Consider the following 17,770-nt stretch of genomic DNA (forward strand, 5'->3'; position numbering starts at 1 on the left):
CCATCGAAGCGACAACTCGAGCAGCAGTTGTCACCAACGCCGAACATGACAGGCCGGAATCGACACGACAAACTGAATCTTTTTTACCCCGGTCGCTCTCGGGGGATGTATGCGGGAGACGCTTGCCGAATGGCGGCCGGCCGTCGACGAGGCGATTGCAGACCTCGTCCCACGGGAGATCGACGACGAACACCTCGAGACGTTCTTCGGCGAGCCAACGTACGAGTACGACCCAGCAGGGATACAGCGGGCGCTTTCTGACCCGCTCTGGGAACTGCTTGACCGGGGCGGCAAACGCTGGCGTGCCGTGCTCTTTTTGGTCTTCGTCGAGGGCTTCGGCGAAGATCCCGAAGAGTACCTGCACTACGCCTGTATTCCCGAAATTTTGCACAACGGGACGATTATCGTCGACGACGTCGAAGACGAGGCGACGAAACGCCGGGGTGAACCAGCGCTCCATCACATCTACGATCAGGACGTCGCGTTAAACGCCGGCAACGCGATGTACTTCCTACCGCTCAAGGTGCTCACTCAGACGCAGGCAGATCTCCCCGCCGAACAACGCCTCGCCGCCTACGAGATGCTGATGGACGAACTCAATCGCACGCATCTCGGTCAGGGGATGGACATCTATTGGCACAACGAACACGAGGTCGACATTACGACCGACCAGTACCTCGAGATGTGTGCGTGCAAAACCGGCTGTCTCGGCCGGATCGTCGCCCGACTTGCAGCCATCCTCACCGATCAGCCTGCCGACGTCGAACAATCACTCGCCACCTACGCCGAACTGACCGCCGTCGCGTTCCAGATCGGTGACGACATTCTCGATGTCGAAAACTCGCTTGGCCGTGCCGGCGACTTCGGCAAGGAGTTCGGCAACGACGTCCGCGAGGGCAAAAAGACGCTGCTGGTCATCCACGCGCTCGCCGAAAGCGATCCCGAAACCGCCGAACGGCTTCGAGAGATCCTCTCTGCCGACGAGAACACCGAAGACGACATTCTCGAGGCACTGGCGATTCTCGAGGAAACAGACAGCGTCGAGTACGCCCGCGAGCGCGCGCTCGATATTGCCGCAACCGCCTGCGCGGAACTCGATGATCTCCCACTCGATGACGAAACGGATCGCAAACTTCGAGAATTCACCGAGTTCGTCATCGACCGCGACGTCTAAGATAGTCCAATGACTCCCGGACCGTCCACGACGATCGGCTCCGATCCCGCCTCGAGCGACCAGCGTCGACTGCTCGGGTATGGTCTCGCTGCAGTCATCGCTATCACTGCTCTGAGTGCGGGAACGGGATACGCGGTACAGGCGTGGACCGGACTCGAGGAAACGACCGTTCTCGCGATGCCGGTCGCGATTTCGTCGGGTGCGTTCGCGCTCTATGGCGCTGTCGTCAGCACGACGTTTTTTGTTACGCTCGTGCTCGTCTTCTACGCTGTCTCGATGCTCGAGCGTTCGGACGAGTTCGACCTCGAGTAAGCCGGCGACGCGAGGTTACTCGTCATCGACTCGGTCTGCAATCTCGTCGACGATCTCCGGGTTCCGAAGCGTCGCGGTGCTGCCGAGGTCGTTGCCGCTTGCAATATCCTCGAGCAGGCGGCGCATGATTTTGCCCGAGCGCGTTTTCGGCAGTTCTGGCGTGAAGATCACCCTCTCGGGGCGGGCAATCGGGCCGATTCCGTCTTCGACTGACTCGACGATTCGCTCGCGCATGGATTCGGTTGCCTCTTGGCTGTCCTCTAAAATGACGTAGGTGTAGACGGCTTCGCCTTTGACGTCGTGGTCGCCGCCGACGACAGCGGCTTCGGCAACGCCGGAAACGCCGACGACGGCGGATTCGATCTCCATCGTACCGAGGCGGTGCCCGGAGACGTTGATCACGTCGTCCACGCGGCCGAGAATCGTAATGTAGCCGTCGTCGTCGATCTTCGCGCCGTCCTCGGGGAAGTAGACCCACTCGTTGCTGTCAGGGTCGGAGTACTCCTGCCAGTACTCGGAGAGGAACCGCTCGTCGTTGTTGTACAGCGTTCGGAGCATGCCGGGCCACGGTTTGTCAACAGTCACGTAGCCAGCCTTTCCAGCGTCGACTTCCTCGCCTTCGGCGTCGACGACCCGTGCGTCGATGCCCGGTAGCGGCGGCCCGGCAGAGCCGGGTTTCATCGTGTTGATCGCGGGTAGCGTCGTGATCATCATGCCGCCAGTCTCGGTCTGCCACCAGGTGTCGACGATGGGGCAGTCCTCGTTGCCGATGTGTTTGTAGTACCACTTCCACGCGCGCGGGTTGATCGGTTCCCCGACCGTCCCGAGCAGCCGCAGCGAGGACAGATCGTGTTCGGCGGGGAACTGCTCGCCCCACTTCATGAACGAGCGAATTGCAGTCGGGGCGGTGTAGAAGATATCGACGCGGTTGCGCTCGATAATCTCCCAGAGGCGGTCGCGGTCGGGGTAATCTGGCGTCCCTTCGTACATCATCGTCGTCGTGCCAAGTACGAGCGGGCCGTAGACAATGTAGGAGTGGCCGGTGATCCAGCCAATATCGGCCGCACACCAGTAGGTATCCTCGGGTTTGATATCGAGGACGGCATGGCTCGTCCACGCGGCATATGAGAGATACCCTCCAGTGGTGTGTTTGACACCTTTCGGCTCGCCCGTCGTTCCCGAGGTGTACATCAGGAACAACATATCCTCGGCGTCGCGGGAGACGGGTTCGACCGACGCGCCAGCGTGCTCGTCGACCAGTTCGTCGTAGTCGTGGGCGTTACTGCCGAGGAAGTGCGTGAGTTCGTCGCCCAGTCGGTCGACGACGACACTCGTCACCTCGTGGTCGACACCGCGAAGCCCCTTGTCTGCTTTCTCCTTGTGATTCAGGGCATCGCCGCGGCGGTAGTAGCCATCACAGGTGACGAGATACTCGCTGTCGGCGGCGTTCATCCGCGTCGCGAGCGCATCTGCCGAGAAGCCCGCAAAGACCACGCTGTGTGGCGCGCCGATGCGTGCGCATGCGAGCATTGCAATCGGCAACTCGGGGATCATCGGCATGTACAGCGTCACGACATCGTCTTCTTCGACGCCGAGGTCGCGAAGGCTCGCCGCGAACGCTTCGACTTCGTTCAACAACTCGCCGTAGGTGTAGGTTCGCGTCTCGCCCAGTTCGCCCTCCCACTGAATCGCCGCACGATTCTTCGCGCCATCCTCGACGTGGCGGTCCAGACAGTTCGCGGAGGCGTTTAGCTCGCCGCCCGTGAACCACTCATAGAACGGGCCGTCCTCGTCATCAAGGACAGTGTCGTACTCACTGTCCCACGACAGCAGGTTGGCTGCCTGCTCCCAGCACTCGGGCCACTCCTCCTCGAACGTCTCCGCGAGGTCCTCGTCCGTGACGTTCGCCTGCTCGACGAAGGACTCTGGCGGATCGAACGCGTCCTGTTCCTCGAGTCGTGCCTCGAGTTCGACATCGGCGTCACTGTCGGGGTCGTCACTCATAACTAGTGAAATTATCGACCATTATCGGGATAAACGTTCCCCCGACCGAGTCGGAATCGCCTCGAGTCTGGTGATTTGTGACTGGGAACCGACTTACGCGCGTGGCTGCTCGAGGTCGACATCCACCTGGTCGAACGCCCAGTCGATATCGACGAGATTGCGCGGCGTTTCCGAGAGGCCATCACGGCTGACGGCCTCGAGCGTTCGATTTCGTGCGGCTGGTGTGAACGGGGCCGCGGCCATGAGTCGTGCAACATCGGCCCGTGGGATCGAGCCAGAAACAGAGTGGCCACCTTCGCCGACAACGAGGTCGCCCCGTGGTGGCGCGTCAGTGAGTGTGCCCGGACGGACGATCGTATAGGAAAGACCAGAGCGACGAAGTGCGCTCTCGGCATCCTGTTTCGCCTTGAGTGAGCCACGGATCAGCAATCGGGCTGGCAGCGAAAGCCCGCATTTCGAACTGCCGACGCCGATTGCACTTTCGAAGACGAAATGGGAGACATCCGATGCCAACGCGGCAGTCACGAGATTCATGACGCCGGTTCGGTCGACCAGTTTCCCACCGGTGACGTGTCGGTAACTCGGCGGCGTCCCAACCGCACAGTAGACGATATCGCAGTCTTTGACCGCGGCGACGGCATCGTGAGGTTCGAAAAAGTCAGCGACAACAACCTCGTCTGCGCCGTGGCGCTCGAGGGTGTCGACGGTGGCGTACGAACGGGTCGTCGCGCGGACAGTGAGGTCGGTCGGTCGCAAGACAGAGAGGAGTTCGGTGCCTGTTGCGCCGCTTGCACCGGCAATAAGAACGCGGTTCGGACTATCGGATCGTCCGGAGCCAATTGCAGTCATCGGATCGGCTACTTCACCGCGACGGATAACTGTGTAGCACGCATTCTCGCATGCCGGTCACTCACCCGCAGACGGCCATTCGCAGGGCTTTCACGTCGGCACAAAAAGGTCTACTCCGATGATTGCAATCGCTTCGTCGTCTGGACAAGTGGGTGGCGTGCATAATCGACGACATCGATATCCGCGATCGACTCGAGGCCTTCCTTTTTCGCCGTCCGAGCCATCCCGAGATCGATCGGCGAGTCGATCACGATGACGTAGGCATCCATCTCGTCAATCTCGAGGCGGTCAGATGCGAGCACGCGGTGGTGACCATCCGCCAGCAGCAACGAGCCGGCGTTGTCGATGACGACGAGCGGTTCGGCCAGTCCGCGCTCGAGTTCGTACTGCCTGCCTTCGAGTTCGTCGGCGTACACCCGACCCTGTGTTGGCGTCAGTTCCGCAATCGCCACCGTGCGCCGTTCCTGCTCGAGGCTGACGTCGTGAATCTGCTCGAGCGTTCGCATGAGTTTGCCCACCTTTTCGGGCGTGGCCCGCTCGATCTGGCTCCGGATGACGTCGGCGTTTGAGATGATGCCGACGAGGTTGCCCGCGTCGTCGACGACGGGGAGTTTCTGGATGCCAGAGCGGAGGATGACGCGTGCTGCCTCAGTGACTTTCATCTCCGGATGGGCAACGAGAAGATCAGTCGTCATCACCCTGAAAATCGGATCGTCGTCATCGGCCAACAACAGATCACGGGCGCTGACGAAGCCCTCGACACGTCGACGTTCACAGACGGGAAAGCCGCTGTGCTTGTCGCTTTCGGCGATTCTGGTTGCCACGTCGCCGACGGCAGCGTCGGGCGAAACCGTCACCACGTCACGCGTCATATACTCTTCAACCCGTGGTTTCCGCCCGTCTGAGACGACCTCTTCCATACATGCTGTAGCGGACCCGGGCGCAAAAGTGCTGTTGGTGTCGTCACCGCCAGCGATTACTCCTCACTCCTCGAGCGTAAACAGCCACTCGCTGGTCTGGCTGTAGGTCCCGACCGGCGTTCCCGAGCGCGTTCGGATCGCCTCAAAAAAGCGATTCGTGATCACTTCCTCGACGACGCTGACGATTGACTCGACTTCGTCCGCGTCGTCAGCACTGGCGAGAATGCCAACCTCGAGTTGTGCGCCGGCCATGTCGGCGTGGCCGCCTGCGCTGCCGATGCGGTCGAACGCGTCCCGAAGCGTCTCCCCGAGATCGATATCGGCCGCTCGCGAGCGCGCCGAGCAAAACGCCATCTCGTCGCGAAAGCCAAAGACAAGCGTTGTCTCGACGCCATCCATCGCGAGCAACTGATCGGCCGCCTGTGGGAGCGCATCCCGGTTACTGAGTTGCCCAACGCTCGCAGCCGCGACCGTCCCGCGCTGCTCGCGATTCTTGATCGCTCGAGCAATTGTCTCTAAGGTGTCGCCTTCGATCGTCGGCCGCTCGATCTGCTCGAGCAGCGAGGTGTCTGCGTGTGGCCACAGCAACGACGCCGCATGGAAATCATCGGGCGCGACCTCGCGCGTGAAATCGCTCGTATCGATCCGAATGCCATACAGCAACGCCGTTGCTGTCGCCCAATCAGCGAGCAGATCGAACTGCTCGAGATACTCCGTCAGAATCGTACTCGTCGCTCCGACCTGCTCGCGGAGTTCGACAAACGCGCCCGGGACCGGCCCCCGAGGTGGGTGGTGATCGATAACGACGTCCACCTCGAGATCAGGAGACAATCCATCGTTGATCCCTGGCCGGGAGTGATCGATCAGCGCGAACGACCCGTACGCGTCGAGCGAGTCCTCGGGCGACAGTTGGCGAAGGTCAAGGTCGAGTAAGTTGACCATCGCCCGGTTTTCCTGATGCGATATTTCGCCGAAGTAACAGGCATCAGCCTCGAGGCCGAGCGAGTCGGCGATAGCAACCAGCGCAACGGCGCTTGCGATCGCATCCGGATCCGGATTGTCGTGCATGACGACGGCAAGCGGGTCCTCGATCTCGAGCAGATGTTGGCGAAGCCCGATGGCTGCGTTCGCTTTCGGGCTCGCCGTTTCGGCAAGCACCTGTTCGACGAGTGCTCCCTCGTCGTCGATGACGGCATCGGCACACTGATCGAACACCGAGCGGTCCTGCCCTGCTGAGTTTCCACCAGCGTAGGCGACGATCCTCGCTGCCGGAAACTGCTCGCGGGCACGCTCGAGTGCGGTTCGATTCGTGTCAGTTCGATCTCCCCCGATAAAGATCACGTCCGGCGTCTCGAGCGCGTTACTCGTCGCTTCGGTCGGGTCGCCACTCCGGGCGGGAATGCTCTCATCGCGAAGCGCCTCAACGACGCTCTCGTCGGTCGTGATGACCAGCAGCCGATCACTATCGTCTGTCGCAGCATCGAGGCGCTCGACGACGTGGCGGCCGACGGCCCCGCACCCGAGCACGAGCCGGAAAACCATGTATCGCCGGTTGCAACGCCGTCGGGTAAAAACTACCGGGTTGCGCGCCCTCTGCCTCGAGAACAGAACGACTCGAGTCGTCGTCAGTCGGCCAATAAAAACAGATGACGGTCGGTCAGACTGCCTTAGATGATCGCCGCAGCCGCGTCGATTGCGACGTCAACGACCGGGCCGAAGCCGGGCAACAGAAGCACTGTCATCACAGCCGCAAAGACGATTGCGGCGTACAGCCCCGTTGGCTGGCCCAGCGCGTCACGGTCGACGACTGGGTCTTCGATCCAGACCGCCTTGACTAGCCGCGAGTAGTAATACAGCGAGAGTGCGCTGTTGACCACCAGTGCGGCGGCGACGACGAGCAATCCGGCCTCGAGGGCGCCGGTAAAGAGGAAGTACTTGCTCCAGAAGCCGCCAAACGGCGGGATGCCGGCCAGACTGAACATGAACACGGCCAGCGCCACACAGGCGATTGGGGCCTGTCGTGCGAGGCCGTTGTAGTCCTCGAAGGTGCGCCCGACGCCCCAGTACTCTGCAAGAGCGACGAACAGGAACGCACCGGTGTTCATGAAGCCATAGACCAGCAGGTGCATCATCGCCGCACCCATGACGAGTTCTCCGCCATCGGCCGTCAGTCCAGCCAGCCCGATCAGGGCGTAGCCAGCGTGGCCAATCGAGGAGTACGCGAGCATCCGCTTGACGTTCGACTGGGTAGCCGCGGCGAAGTTCCCGACCGTCATCGTGACGATTGCGAGTACGATGAACGCAAGCGTCCAGTCAACGCCGATGACTGAACCCGTGACATCGACTGGGAACGCAGTCGTGAACACACGGAATGCGATCACGAAGCCGGCGGCCTTCGACGCCGAGGAGAGAAACGCCGAAATCGGTGCCGGCGCGCCCTCGTAGGCTTCTGGTGCCCAGAAGTGGAACGGGACACTCGCGGTCTTGAACGCGAAGCCACCGATCAACATCAGGATACCAAGTCCCAGCAGACCGCCGTACGGATCGACCTCACCACTGGCAAGTTCGTCAGCGATCAGATCGAGTTGCATGACGCCAGTTGCGCCATAGACCAGCGAGATTCCATACAGGAAAATCGCTGACGACACTGCGCCGATCAGGAAGTACTTCAATCCACCTTCGACGCTGCCGCGGTTGTCCTTCAGAATCGAGACGAGCGCGTACGACGGCAGGCTCGCAAGCTCGAGTGCGATGAAGATCGTCACGAGGCTGTTTGCGGCTGCCATCAGGGACATCCCAGTCGCCGCAAGCACCAGCAGCGAGTAGTACTCAGCCTGGTGGGCGTGGCCGTCCATGTAGTCGTAGCTCGCGACGGCCACCAGTGCGGTGACGACCGCAACGATGATCATGAAGAACAGGGCGAGTTGGTCGACGACGAACAGGCCGTCGCCAACGAAGGCCTCGCCGCCGTCGAACAGCGTAATAACACCGTGTCCGTTCTCCATGCCGGGTGCGCCGACGCCAGCGACAGTAAACCAGACGGCAACGCCGAGCGAGGCAATCGCACCGGCAGTTGCTGTCCCTGCAAGTACCGCACGGTTCATCGACCGCGACGAGATACTGTCAAGGAGGAACAGCAGTATGGCGGTCCCTGCGAGGATCAGTGCCGGTGCAAGTCCGGCCCATGCGGGCAGGTCAAGCACCGCCATTACAGTTCACCTCCGTTCGCGCTCTCGAGGAGCGGATTGACTGCATCGGTAATCATCTCGAAGATCAGGTCAGGCGCGACACCCAGCGCGATGATGAGCCCGAGCAAGACGAACATCGGGGCGACATCGTGCAGTGGGGCGCGACTGACTTCGTAGTCGGTTTCTAGGTGATACGGGCCGAAGACGGCGCGCTGGAGTGCAAACAGCAGGTAGCCAGCGACGATGACGATGCCGAACATCGCCAGTGCCGTAAAGATCGGTGCGTATGCGAGCAGGTCCGATCCGAACGCGCCGAAGAAGATGAAGTATTCGGCGGCGAACCCGCTCATCAGCGGCAGCCCCATGTAGCCAAAGGCGCCAGCAATGAGGATCCCGACGGCGACCGGCATGCGGTCTGCCATCCCGGACATATCCGTGACCATCCGGGTGTGAGTGGCGTTGTAGATCACGCCGACGGCCATGAACATCAGCCCCGAGATGAGGCCGTGTGAGACCATCTGGAACGTGGCGCCACCAACCCCGAACTGCGTGAACGCGATCAGGCCGAGGATAACGTAGCCCATCGACGACACGGAGGAGTAGGCGACGATCCGTTTGAGGTCCGTCTGTGCAAGTGCGAGCATCGCGCCGTAGATGACGCTGATGACCGCGATTGCAGCAATCGGGATCACGAACGGCTCGATGATCTCCGTCGGGAACATCGTGAAGTTGAATCGGAGCAACGCGTAGGTACCCATCTTCAGCAACACACCGGCAAGCAGCACCGACGCGGGCGTCGGTGCCTCGACGTGAGCGTCGGGCAGCCAAGTGTGGAACGGAACGATTGGTACCTTCACCGCAAAGCCGAGGAACATTGCCACGAAGACGACCGACGCGAGCGTCGTGCCGCCAACACCGAGGAAGGCATCGGGGCCGCCGTTAAGCATCGCATCCGTGATCTCCGGCAGCGCAAAGCTCGAGACATCGAGTCCGAACACCAGTGCGATGAACGCACCAAACATCACAAGCGAGGCGACGTTCGTGTAGACGAAGAACTTGATCGCCGCGTACTTCCGGCGTGGGCCGCCCCAGATCCCGATCAGCAGATACATCGGGATCAGAACAGCCTCCCAGAAGATGAACCAGACGAAGAAGTCAAGCGCCGTGAAGACGCCGATCAGATTCGCCTCGATAAAGAGCACGAGTCCGTAGAACTGGGATTCGCGCTCATCAATCGGCGTCCACGAACTCATGATCGCAAGCGACGTCAGCACCGTCGTCAGCACGACCAGCGGCAGCGAAATGCCGTCCAGCCCGACGAACCACGAAATCGAGTAGTCCGCAAGCTGAATCCACTCCATCTGGGACTCGAAGGCGAGTTCGCCATCGAGCAAGGCGTTGCCGCTCCCGTCGAACGCCGTGAACATCCACAGGCTGAGTGCAGCAGGCACCAGGCTGATCGCAAACGCTAGTTTCCCCGCGATACGATTCGGCGCGAGGAACGTCACGAGCGCGCCGAGTAGTGCTACTCCAATCAGTGCTTCAATCATCATAGGAACCACCCCCCACTAATGCCGAGGAGAAGCAGTAAGCCGATAAAGCCAGCCACGAGCAGGGCTGCGTAGTTCGTCACGAGTCCGGTCTGCAACCGAGTCATCCGTTCGCTCCCCAGCAGGCTCGCCGTCGACGTCCCGTTAACGACGCCGTCGATTGCCGTCTGGTCGAACCTGTCGGCTGCTCGAGCGAGTGGTAACGTCAGGCCCTCTGCGAGCCAGACCTGGTACTCGTCCTGGTAGTAGTTCGACTCGAGCGTTTCGCGGACGCTGCCGAGTCGTTCCTTGTGGCGGACGGGTTCTGGAACGTTGTAGAGTTTCCAGGCCACGCCAGCGCCGGAGAAGGCAAGCAGCAGGGAGACACCGGCTGCGATCAGGACGGTGACCTGCTCGGAGGCGATGTAGGCGGTCTCGTAGGCCAGCATTTCACCGTATTCGCTGTAGGTCAGGCCGGCAGGCGCGCCGAACTCGCCGTCGAGCCAGAAGCGCAGGAACTCGATGTCCATCCCGGCGAGTTTGGCGACTGGTGCGAGGTTCGCGATACCTGCAACGACTGCGAGCACGCCGAGCGTGAGCAGTGGTGCTTTGATCGACCAGCCGACGGGGTGTGGGTTCTCTGCCGTCTCGGACCGGGGTTCACCGTGGAAGGTCAGGAAGACCATCCGGAAGGTGTAGAAGCCGGTGAAGAAGACGGCGGCGAGGCCCATCGCGTAGGCGGCCATGATCAGTGGCTCGTTCAGGCCGACGATCAGGGCGTCGTACAGGATTTCGTCTTTCGACCAGAAGCCCGAGAACGGGATGATGCCCGCGAGTGCGAGTGCGCCCGCGAGGAACGTGTAATAGGTGACGGGGGCCTTGTCTTTCAGGCCGCCCATCTTCCACATGTCCTGTTCGTGGTGCATGATGACGATGACGGCACCGGCACCGAGGAACAGCAGGGCCTTGAAGAAAGCGTGGTTCATGAGGTGGAAGACCCCGGCGACGTAGCCGCCGACGCCGAGTCCCAGCATCATGTAGCCGTACTGGGAAATCGTTGAGTACGCCAGTACCTGTTTGATGTCGTCTTTGACGACACCCATCGTCGCCGCAAACAGCGCAGTAAAGCCGCCGATGAACGCGATAATCGCGAGCGTCGTCGGGCTGAGCGCGTAGTAACCGAACATCCGGGCAACGAGGTAGACACCGGCTGCAACCATCGTCGCCGCGTGAATCAGTGCAGAGACTGTGGTTGGACCCTCCATTGCGTCGGGCAGCCAGGTGTGCAGTGGGAACTGGGCGGATTTACCGATCACACCACCCAGGACGAGCAATCCAGTGATCGTCACCCACGTCTGGGCGTCGAAGCCGAACAGCTGATCGCCGCCGTCGATGGCGGCCTCAGCGGCCACGACGAACGACTCGTCGCCGGCGAACTGGAGCGTGCCGAACGTCGCCGCGATGGCGACGACCCCGAGCAGGAAGAAGTAGTCACCAAAGCGGGTGACCAAAAATGCCTTCTTCGCCGCCGACGGGGCCGAGCGGGTTCGGAACCAGAAGCCGATCAGCAGGAACGAACACAGGCCCACAAGCTCGAAGAACATGAACGCCATCAGCAGGTTGTCCGCGTAGACGAACGCGAGCATGCTGAACGTAAACAGGCCAAGGCCGGCGTAGTACCGCGGGAGGCCAGTTTCGCCTTCGGCGTTCATGTAGCCGAGGCTGAACACGTGTACGAGGAACGCAACGAGCGAGACGATGACGAGCATCAACGCCGCAAGCGGGTCAATCAGGATGCCAAACGTAAACGAAATACCCTCGGCACCGACCTGACTCGTCGCCTCACCTGCGGTCCACTCATACAGCGTTTCGTGATAGTACCCTTCTTCACCAATCGCGACTGCCGCAAGCATCAACACGGACAGCACGAGCGAACCTGCCGTCGCGATGATGCCCGCCAGCGCGCCCTTCTTTGGCATATGCTTACCAAAGGCCAGCGCGACGACGAACGCCACGAGCGGGAACAGTGCAATCGCCGGAGCGAAATCGAATACACCTTCCATCTTACCACCTCATCGTCGTCGGAACCGTGACGTCGACATCACGGAAGTTGCGATACAACACCAGGATGATTCCAAGTCCAACGGCAACCTCAGCAGCAGCAAGCGCCATCGCAAACAGCGCAAACACCTGCCCCGTCAGATTGCCGTGATAGAACGCAAAGGCGATCAGATTGATGTTCGCCGCGTTCAGCATCAGCTCAACAGACATCAGGAACAACAGCGCGTTCCGACGCGTCAACACCCCAAAGAGGCCAATCGAGAACAGCGCCATCGATAGGAGCACATAGTACTCGATCCCGACCGTCATCAGTCTGCACCTCCATCCGTGGCGTCACTCTCTGTCGCCGACCCACCGTCGGTCGACGCCGAGCGCGACTGTGCATCCGCACTCGAGTCGGCGGGCGTATCGTTGGACCCGCGACTCGCGAGTGCGGCGACGGGTTCGCCCGACTCCTCGCGTTTTGCGAGGACGAGCGAGGCGTCGAGTGCCGCATCAAGCGTGAGTGCGATCAACAGGAACGCAGCGAGGAACGGCTCGGTGCCGGAGACGCCGTCTGTCTCCTGGAGCGGTCCGAGATCGAACAATGCATAGCCGATTGCGGCGGTAATCGAGTCGACGTCGAACGCCTCCTCGGGCATCGCACCGAATGGCGTGTTCAAAACGATCAGCGCCATCAGTGCGAATAGGCCAACGGCGAGGATGCCTGGTGCGAGTGATGAGCCAAGTCGAAGCTTCGGTCGCCGCGTCATGTCTGTACCACCTCATCAGAATCCACGCCGTCGTCCGTCTCATCACGCTGGGTGAGCATCACGGCGAACGTGATCAGGATGAGAACCCCACCAACGTAGACGAGGATCTGCATCATGGCGACGAACTCCGCCGCCAGCATCACGAAGTGAACCGCGATGCTCATCAGCGCAACGCCGAGCATGAGCGCCGAGTGCCACGGGTCCTGTAACAGGACCACACCCAGCCCACTGGCGAGCGTGACGGACGCGAACAGCGCGAACGCGAGTAGCTCATATGTCATTGTTGACGTGTGCAAAGATGCCCGTTTGACCGTGGGAACGAGCGTCCCATCACTGATAATCGACCTCCCCGTCACCGTCACCGATCCACGCGCCCCGGTCAGGTTCGCGTGACTCGAGTGGGTCGATATCCTTGTACCACGGAACCGACTTCAGCTGCTCTTTGTTGTACACCAGATCGTGTTTGGTGTCGCCAGTGAACTCGAAGTTCTGGGTGAGCAGGATGGCGTCGACGGGACAGACCTCCTCACAGAGTCGACAGTAGATGCACTGTCCGATGTGGAGGTTGTACTGTTCGCCGTTTCGTTTGTCGTCCATCACGATCTGGATGGTGTCGTTCGGACAGACGTTCTCACACTGACGACACCAGATACACCGCTCCTGGCTAAATTTGTGGACGCCACGGAACCGCGGTGAGACGTCCGGTGCGGTGTCTGGATACTCCACGGTGAAAGTGGAGCCATCCAGTGCGTGTTTCATCGTCGTCGCCATCGATTTGAGGAGTCCAATCATGCAATCACCCCGACGATCGCTGCCGTCAGGAACAGGTTGGCAAAGGAAAGGACGAGCAGTCCCTTCCAGCCGATTTCGATCAGGTGGTCGATACGGACACGCGGAATCGCCGAGCGCATCCACTGGGTCAGGAAGAAGACCGCCCAGATTTTGACGATGAACCAGACGATTCCAAGCGCCTCAGGACCCGGACCGGCCGGGCCGCCGAGGAAGATCGTCGCAATGATCGCCCCGCCGAGGAAGATGTGGAGGAACTCGCCGAGATACACGAGCACGAAGTACACTGAGGAGTACTCCGTCTGATACCCTGCAATGAGTTCCGCCGGTGCCTCGGGCATGTCGAACGGATTCCGGCCGACTTCCGCGAAGTTCGCGATCAGGAACAACACGAACGCGAACGGATTGACGAGGGCGAACCACGCTGGCACTGCCCACTCGAGGCCGGGAATCGTGAACAGAACCGTCTCGTTCTGGACGGCAACGATCTCGCTCATCCGCAGCGAGCCTGCAAAGAGCACGACCGAGAGACCGGTGACGACCAGCGGAATCTCGTAGGCGATGTTCTGTGCGACCGCACGCAGTCCACCGAGCATGGAGTATTTGTTCCCCGACGCGTAGCCGGCCATCGCCAGCCCGATTGAGGCGATTCCAGCGACCGCGAAGACGAACGCGAGTCCAACTTCGGGGTCCGCAAGATGCACGCCGCTTCCCATCGGAATCACAGCGAAGCCGAGCAGCGCTGATCCCGCGATGACGATTGGGGCAAGATCGTAGGCTGGTCGGTCGGCGTGTTCTGGGATAATAATCTCCTTCGAGAGGAGACGAACGGCGTCTGCAACGATGATGAAGACTCCGGCCGGACCGAGGTGGTTGACCGCGATTCGGTCCGTAAAGGCGGCCGTAATCTTTCGTTTTGCCCACGGTCCGGCGACGCCGGTCATCGCGAGCATGATGTTACCGACGATGAACGCAGCGAGAAACGCTGCGATCAGTTCGCCGGCGACGCCGAACTCCGAGAGACCAGTGAGATCGCCGATGTGTTCGGGCAGCAACACCGTGTCGTTTTGGAGTGGAACGACCGGCAGCGCTGTCGCCGCGTTCATCGATCCACCTCACCGAGCACGATATCCAGACTGCCGAGCGAGGCGATCAGGTCTGGAATGTACTCACCAGTCGACATCTCCGCTAAGGATTGCAGGTTTGAGAAGCACGGACTTCGAATCTTGAACCGGCCGGGTTTGTCCGTCCCATCCGAGCGCATGTAGATACCGAGTTCACCCTTTGCAGCCTCGACTGCACGATAGACTTCGGTATCAGCGTCCGGCTTGAGCGTCCGGGGAACGTTCGCCTGCACGTCGCGTTTGTCTTCAGGCCAGTCCTCGAGCAAGTCGAGACACTGCTCGATGATCTTGGCCGACTCTTCGACTTCTTCCATGCGACAGAGGACGCGAGCGTAGTTATCACAGCCGTCGCGCGTGATGACATCCCACTCGAGTTCCTCGTAGTAGCCGTAGGGGTCGTCCCGGCGAAGGTCGTAGTCGACGCCGGAGCCGCGGGCGACCGGGCCAGTACAGCCGTAGTCTTTGGCGACCTCGGGCTCCAGCACGCCGGTGTCGATACACCGGGTCTGGAAGATCTCGTTCGAGGTGACCATGTCGTTGTACTCGGCGATCTTCGCGGGCAGTTCGTCGAGGAAGTCACGCGTCTTCTCGAAGAACTCCTCGCGGGGCTCGGGCAAATCCCAGGCAACCCCGCCGACGCGGAAGTAGTTGAACATCATCCGCTGGCCAGTCAGATCCTCGAGAATATCCTGGACGATCTCTCGGTCGCGGAAGGTGTACATGAAAATCGCCGTGAACTCGCCGTAGACATCCAGTGCGAACGTCCCCAGGGCGAGCATGTGCGAGGCGATTCGACACAGTTCAGCACTCAACGTGCGGATGACCTGTGCGTACTCGGGGACCTCGACGTCTGCGAGATCCTCGACTGCGCGTGCGTAGGCCCACTCGTTCAGGATGCCGGCCGAGACGTAGTCCCAGCGGTCCGGATACGGCATGATCTGGTGGCGGTAGGTCCCCTGCTGGCACATCTGCTCCTCACAGCGGTGCAGATAGCCGATATCTGGTTCGATGTGGGCGATGGTCTCGCCGTCGAGGACGGTTTTGACGTGGAGCACGCCGTGTGTCGCCGGGTGGTGTGGACCGATGTTCAAGAACATCGTATCCGACTCCTGATCGTGGTGGTCAGCCGCAATCGGATTTTCGTGTTCCGACAAGGTGACGACCTGTGGCTTCGTCTGGTCGTAATCGTCAGACAGCGGATGACCCTGCCAGGTTTCGGGCAAGAGGATCCGACGCATGTCCGGATGGTCGTCGTACTCGATGCCAACCAGATCGTACGCTTCGCGTTCGTGCCAGTCAGCCGTCCGGAACACCGGTTCGGCACTTTGACTGATTGGATCCGTCTTCGTCGTTGGAACGACGATACTGACCTCATCAGTCGGATCGGCGTACTTCTTCAGATGATAGATTGACTCATACCGGTCCGTGTAGTCCTGTGCCGTGACACACGAGAGGTGATCGTAGCCAGCCTGCTCTTTGAGATCCGAGAGAACACTCTGGACCTGATCAGGATTGATGACGAACCCGGGCGCGTTCAGATGCTCTTCGCGTCCGATCGCTCGTTCGCCGATCAGGGCCTCGAGTGCATCCTCGTCGACTGGTTCGGTCTGGCGCTCGATGCCCGTGCTCATGGCGAATCAGCCCAGTTGTAGCGCATGACGAGGTCATCCTCGTCGATCTCGCTTGCGAGTTTCTGTACCAGTTCGTCCTCGGGCAGGTCGCCGAACTCCTCGAGTTCGTAGGGTTTGACGACGACGGGCGAGGTTTCGCCGTTCTGGATGCGCTCTTGAAGTTTGAGAATACCGTAGACGAGCGCCTCCGGTCGGGGCGGACAGCCCGGGACGTGGATATCGATTGGGATGATCTCCTCGGCACCCTTGACGACGTTGTAGCCTTCCTGGAAGGGGCCACCAGAGATCGTACAGGATCCCATCCCGACGACGAATTTCGGTTCGGGCATCTGGTCGTAGACGCGCTTCATGCGCGGCCCGAACTTCGAGACGATCGTGCCGGGGACGATCATGACGTCGGCCTGTCGCGGCGAGGCGCGAGGGACACCGGCCCCGTAGCGGTCGACATCGTGTTTGATCGCGTACGTGTGAATCATTTCGATGCTACAGCAGGCGATCCCGAACTGTAGCATGAACATCGAGTTCCCGCGAACCCAGTTCATGAACTCGTCGAACTTGGTGAGGATAAACGGCGACGCGCCGAATGCCTCCCGAAGCTTCGAGTTGAATCGGTCGTCGACACCCTCGCCGATCCGGGCGTCGCGGGTGTCCGTCGACGGTGCGGTGCTGCCGTGGATTGTTTGCCGTGGTTCGTCGCTATTCATGATCGATTACGTTCGGCTTCGGCGTCCACCTGCTGTCGTGTTTGTGCCCACTGTACTGCGCCGTTGCGCCACGCCCACGCGAGTCCAACGAACAAGATGGCGACGAATCCGACCATCGGCCCGAGAATCTCGAACAGCGAAATGGCATCCGATTCGACGGCATCCAGATACACGACCGCCCACGGGAACAGGAGGACGGTCTCGATATCGAAAACGAGGAACAAGAGCGCAACCATGTAGTACTGGATGTTAACTCGGACGCGGGTTCCGCCAGTCGGAACTTCGCCACTCTCGTAGGTGGCACGTTTGCTCGTTTCGGGAACACTCGGCCGCAGAAGGTACGATACCGCCATCATTCCAAGCGGTATCAGCAGTCCCACGAACGCCAGCGCCCCGATAGCTATCCAGTCGTTCATCTCCGTAACGTTCGGAGGTTCAAACCGCACGCACATAAGGGTTGATTGTTCGATTTCCGGGGTACGACGGGCCACACAGAGGATTCAGCACACACAGATTTGCGTGAATAATCATCCTAATATCATACATTGGTCTGTAAATACTGGAAAAACGGGTAATTCCATCTTACTCGAGTCGAAACAATCACATGATACAATTCGAGAGTCGCGTGTTCATCTGTGACGTGCGCAAGAACCTCTCACACGGCGATCAACACGATGTCAAAAGAACGAACGAAAGTTTCTATACTCTTCTTGACTTGTTCGTGGCGACCCAC

Annotated in this window: 17 protein-coding genes; 2 read left to right on the plus strand and 15 right to left on the minus strand. The window is 60.5% G+C overall.

Translation table 11 applies throughout. The annotated features are described in order from the left end of the window. Positions 1 to 109 precede the first annotated feature (109 nt). Entirely contained in the window at positions 110 to 1,174 is a 1,065-nt protein-coding gene (locus tag G6M89_RS13230) for a polyprenyl synthetase family protein (protein ID WP_165162311.1), read from the plus strand. A gap of 9 nt (positions 1,175 to 1,183) precedes the next feature. Next, positions 1,184 to 1,486: a hypothetical protein gene (locus G6M89_RS13235; RefSeq protein ID WP_165162312.1), complete on the plus strand. Its 303-nt coding sequence runs from the start codon at positions 1,184 to 1,186 to the stop codon at positions 1,484 to 1,486. 15 nt (positions 1,487 to 1,501) lie between these two features. Here the strand turns inward: G6M89_RS13235 and acs are convergent, their stop codons facing one another. From acs to G6M89_RS13310, 15 genes are all read right to left on the minus strand, one after another. After that, complete coding sequence (acs, locus tag G6M89_RS13240) at positions 1,502 to 3,490, minus strand: acetate--CoA ligase (RefSeq protein ID WP_165162313.1); 1,989 nt, start codon at positions 3,488 to 3,490, stop codon at positions 1,502 to 1,504. 93 nt (positions 3,491 to 3,583) lie between these two features. Then, on the minus strand, positions 3,584 to 4,339 hold the full coding sequence (locus G6M89_RS13245; RefSeq protein WP_165162314.1) for an NAD(P)-binding oxidoreductase: 756 nt from the start codon (positions 4,337 to 4,339) through the stop codon (positions 3,584 to 3,586). A gap of 110 nt (positions 4,340 to 4,449) precedes the next feature. Continuing rightward, complete coding sequence (locus G6M89_RS13250; RefSeq protein WP_165162315.1) at positions 4,450 to 5,259, minus strand: CBS domain-containing protein; 810 nt, start codon at positions 5,257 to 5,259, stop codon at positions 4,450 to 4,452. A 63-nt stretch (positions 5,260 to 5,322) separates the two neighbouring features. Beyond that, positions 5,323 to 6,801 (minus strand): DHH family phosphoesterase, encoded by a 1,479-nt coding sequence (locus G6M89_RS13255; protein WP_165162316.1) that lies wholly within the window; start codon positions 6,799 to 6,801, stop codon positions 5,323 to 5,325. Between the two features lie 125 nt (positions 6,802 to 6,926). Next, positions 6,927 to 8,468 (minus strand): NADH-quinone oxidoreductase subunit N, encoded by a 1,542-nt coding sequence (locus tag G6M89_RS13260; protein WP_165162317.1) that lies wholly within the window; start codon positions 8,466 to 8,468, stop codon positions 6,927 to 6,929. After that, positions 8,468 to 10,000, minus strand: a complete 1,533-nt coding sequence (locus G6M89_RS13265; RefSeq protein ID WP_165162318.1) for a NuoM family protein — start codon at positions 9,998 to 10,000, stop codon at positions 8,468 to 8,470. The genes G6M89_RS13260 and G6M89_RS13265 overlap by 1 nt, the downstream gene beginning before the upstream one ends. Continuing rightward, positions 9,997 to 12,039 (minus strand): NADH-quinone oxidoreductase subunit L, encoded by a 2,043-nt coding sequence (gene nuoL / locus G6M89_RS13270; protein ID WP_165162319.1) that lies wholly within the window; start codon positions 12,037 to 12,039, stop codon positions 9,997 to 9,999. Before nuoL ends, G6M89_RS13265 begins: the two co-directional genes overlap by 4 nt. Position 12,040: 1 nt before the next feature. Further along, positions 12,041 to 12,346 (minus strand): NADH-quinone oxidoreductase subunit NuoK, encoded by a 306-nt coding sequence (gene nuoK / locus G6M89_RS13275; RefSeq protein WP_165162320.1) that lies wholly within the window; start codon positions 12,344 to 12,346, stop codon positions 12,041 to 12,043. Then, positions 12,346 to 12,789 carry an NADH-quinone oxidoreductase subunit J gene (locus G6M89_RS13280; protein ID WP_165162321.1) on the minus strand — a complete coding sequence of 148 codons (444 nt, stop codon included), beginning with the start codon at positions 12,787 to 12,789 and terminating at the stop codon, positions 12,346 to 12,348. The genes nuoK and G6M89_RS13280 overlap by 1 nt, the downstream gene beginning before the upstream one ends. Further along, positions 12,786 to 13,070, minus strand: coding sequence for an NADH-quinone oxidoreductase subunit J (locus tag G6M89_RS13285; RefSeq protein WP_165162322.1), 285 nt, complete (start codon positions 13,068 to 13,070; stop codon positions 12,786 to 12,788). Before G6M89_RS13285 ends, G6M89_RS13280 begins: the two co-directional genes overlap by 4 nt. Positions 13,071 to 13,119: 49 nt before the next feature. Beyond that, complete coding sequence (locus G6M89_RS13290) at positions 13,120 to 13,581, minus strand: NADH-quinone oxidoreductase subunit I (RefSeq protein WP_165162323.1); 462 nt, start codon at positions 13,579 to 13,581, stop codon at positions 13,120 to 13,122. Beyond that, positions 13,578 to 14,684 (minus strand): complex I subunit 1 family protein, encoded by a 1,107-nt coding sequence (locus tag G6M89_RS13295; RefSeq protein WP_165162324.1) that lies wholly within the window; start codon positions 14,682 to 14,684, stop codon positions 13,578 to 13,580. The genes G6M89_RS13290 and G6M89_RS13295 overlap by 4 nt, the downstream gene beginning before the upstream one ends. Further along, a complete protein-coding gene (locus G6M89_RS13300) occupies positions 14,681 to 16,333 on the minus strand; it encodes an NADH-quinone oxidoreductase subunit D (protein ID WP_165162325.1) in 1,653 nt (550 codons plus the stop codon). Before G6M89_RS13300 ends, G6M89_RS13295 begins: the two co-directional genes overlap by 4 nt. Beyond that, on the minus strand, positions 16,330 to 17,037 hold the full coding sequence (locus G6M89_RS13305; RefSeq protein ID WP_165162326.1) for an NADH-quinone oxidoreductase subunit B: 708 nt from the start codon (positions 17,035 to 17,037) through the stop codon (positions 16,330 to 16,332). The genes G6M89_RS13300 and G6M89_RS13305 overlap by 4 nt, the downstream gene beginning before the upstream one ends. Further along, the gene (locus tag G6M89_RS13310) at positions 17,034 to 17,453 is read right to left on the minus strand and encodes an NADH-quinone oxidoreductase subunit A (RefSeq protein WP_165162327.1); all 420 of its coding nucleotides are present in this window, start codon (positions 17,451 to 17,453) and stop codon (positions 17,034 to 17,036) included. Before G6M89_RS13310 ends, G6M89_RS13305 begins: the two co-directional genes overlap by 4 nt. Positions 17,454 to 17,770 lie beyond the last annotated feature (317 nt).

The sequence above is a fragment of the Natronolimnobius sp. AArcel1 genome (assembly GCF_011043775.1).
GTDB lineage: Archaea > Halobacteriota > Halobacteria > Halobacteriales > Natrialbaceae > Natronolimnobius.

Coding starts and splice junctions, on each gene's coding strand:
- G6M89_RS13230 (WP_165162311.1), top strand. CDS start 110: ATGCGGGAGACGCTTGCCGAATGGCGGCCGGCCGTCGACGAGGCGATT.
- G6M89_RS13235 (WP_165162312.1), top strand. CDS start 1,184: ATGACTCCCGGACCGTCCACGACGATCGGCTCCGATCCCGCCTCGAGC.
- acs (WP_165162313.1), bottom strand. CDS start 3,490: ATGAGTGACGACCCCGACAGTGACGCCGATGTCGAACTCGAGGCACGA.
- G6M89_RS13245 (WP_165162314.1), bottom strand. CDS start 4,339: ATGACTGCAATTGGCTCCGGACGATCCGATAGTCCGAACCGCGTTCTT.
- G6M89_RS13250 (WP_165162315.1), bottom strand. CDS start 5,259: ATGGAAGAGGTCGTCTCAGACGGGCGGAAACCACGGGTTGAAGAGTAT.
- G6M89_RS13255 (WP_165162316.1), bottom strand. CDS start 6,801: ATGGTTTTCCGGCTCGTGCTCGGGTGCGGGGCCGTCGGCCGCCACGTC.
- G6M89_RS13260 (WP_165162317.1), bottom strand. CDS start 8,468: ATGGCGGTGCTTGACCTGCCCGCATGGGCCGGACTTGCACCGGCACTG.
- G6M89_RS13265 (WP_165162318.1), bottom strand. CDS start 10,000: ATGATGATTGAAGCACTGATTGGAGTAGCACTACTCGGCGCGCTCGTG.
- nuoL (WP_165162319.1), bottom strand. CDS start 12,039: ATGGAAGGTGTATTCGATTTCGCTCCGGCGATTGCACTGTTCCCGCTC.
- nuoK (WP_165162320.1), bottom strand. CDS start 12,346: ATGACGGTCGGGATCGAGTACTATGTGCTCCTATCGATGGCGCTGTTC.
- G6M89_RS13280 (WP_165162321.1), bottom strand. CDS start 12,789: ATGACGCGGCGACCGAAGCTTCGACTTGGCTCATCACTCGCACCAGGC.
- G6M89_RS13285 (WP_165162322.1), bottom strand. CDS start 13,070: ATGACATATGAGCTACTCGCGTTCGCGCTGTTCGCGTCCGTCACGCTC.
- G6M89_RS13290 (WP_165162323.1), bottom strand. CDS start 13,581: ATGATTGGACTCCTCAAATCGATGGCGACGACGATGAAACACGCACTG.
- G6M89_RS13295 (WP_165162324.1), bottom strand. CDS start 14,684: ATGAACGCGGCGACAGCGCTGCCGGTCGTTCCACTCCAAAACGACACG.
- G6M89_RS13300 (WP_165162325.1), bottom strand. CDS start 16,333: ATGAGCACGGGCATCGAGCGCCAGACCGAACCAGTCGACGAGGATGCA.
- G6M89_RS13305 (WP_165162326.1), bottom strand. CDS start 17,037: ATGAATAGCGACGAACCACGGCAAACAATCCACGGCAGCACCGCACCG.
- G6M89_RS13310 (WP_165162327.1), bottom strand. CDS start 17,453: ATGAACGACTGGATAGCTATCGGGGCGCTGGCGTTCGTGGGACTGCTG.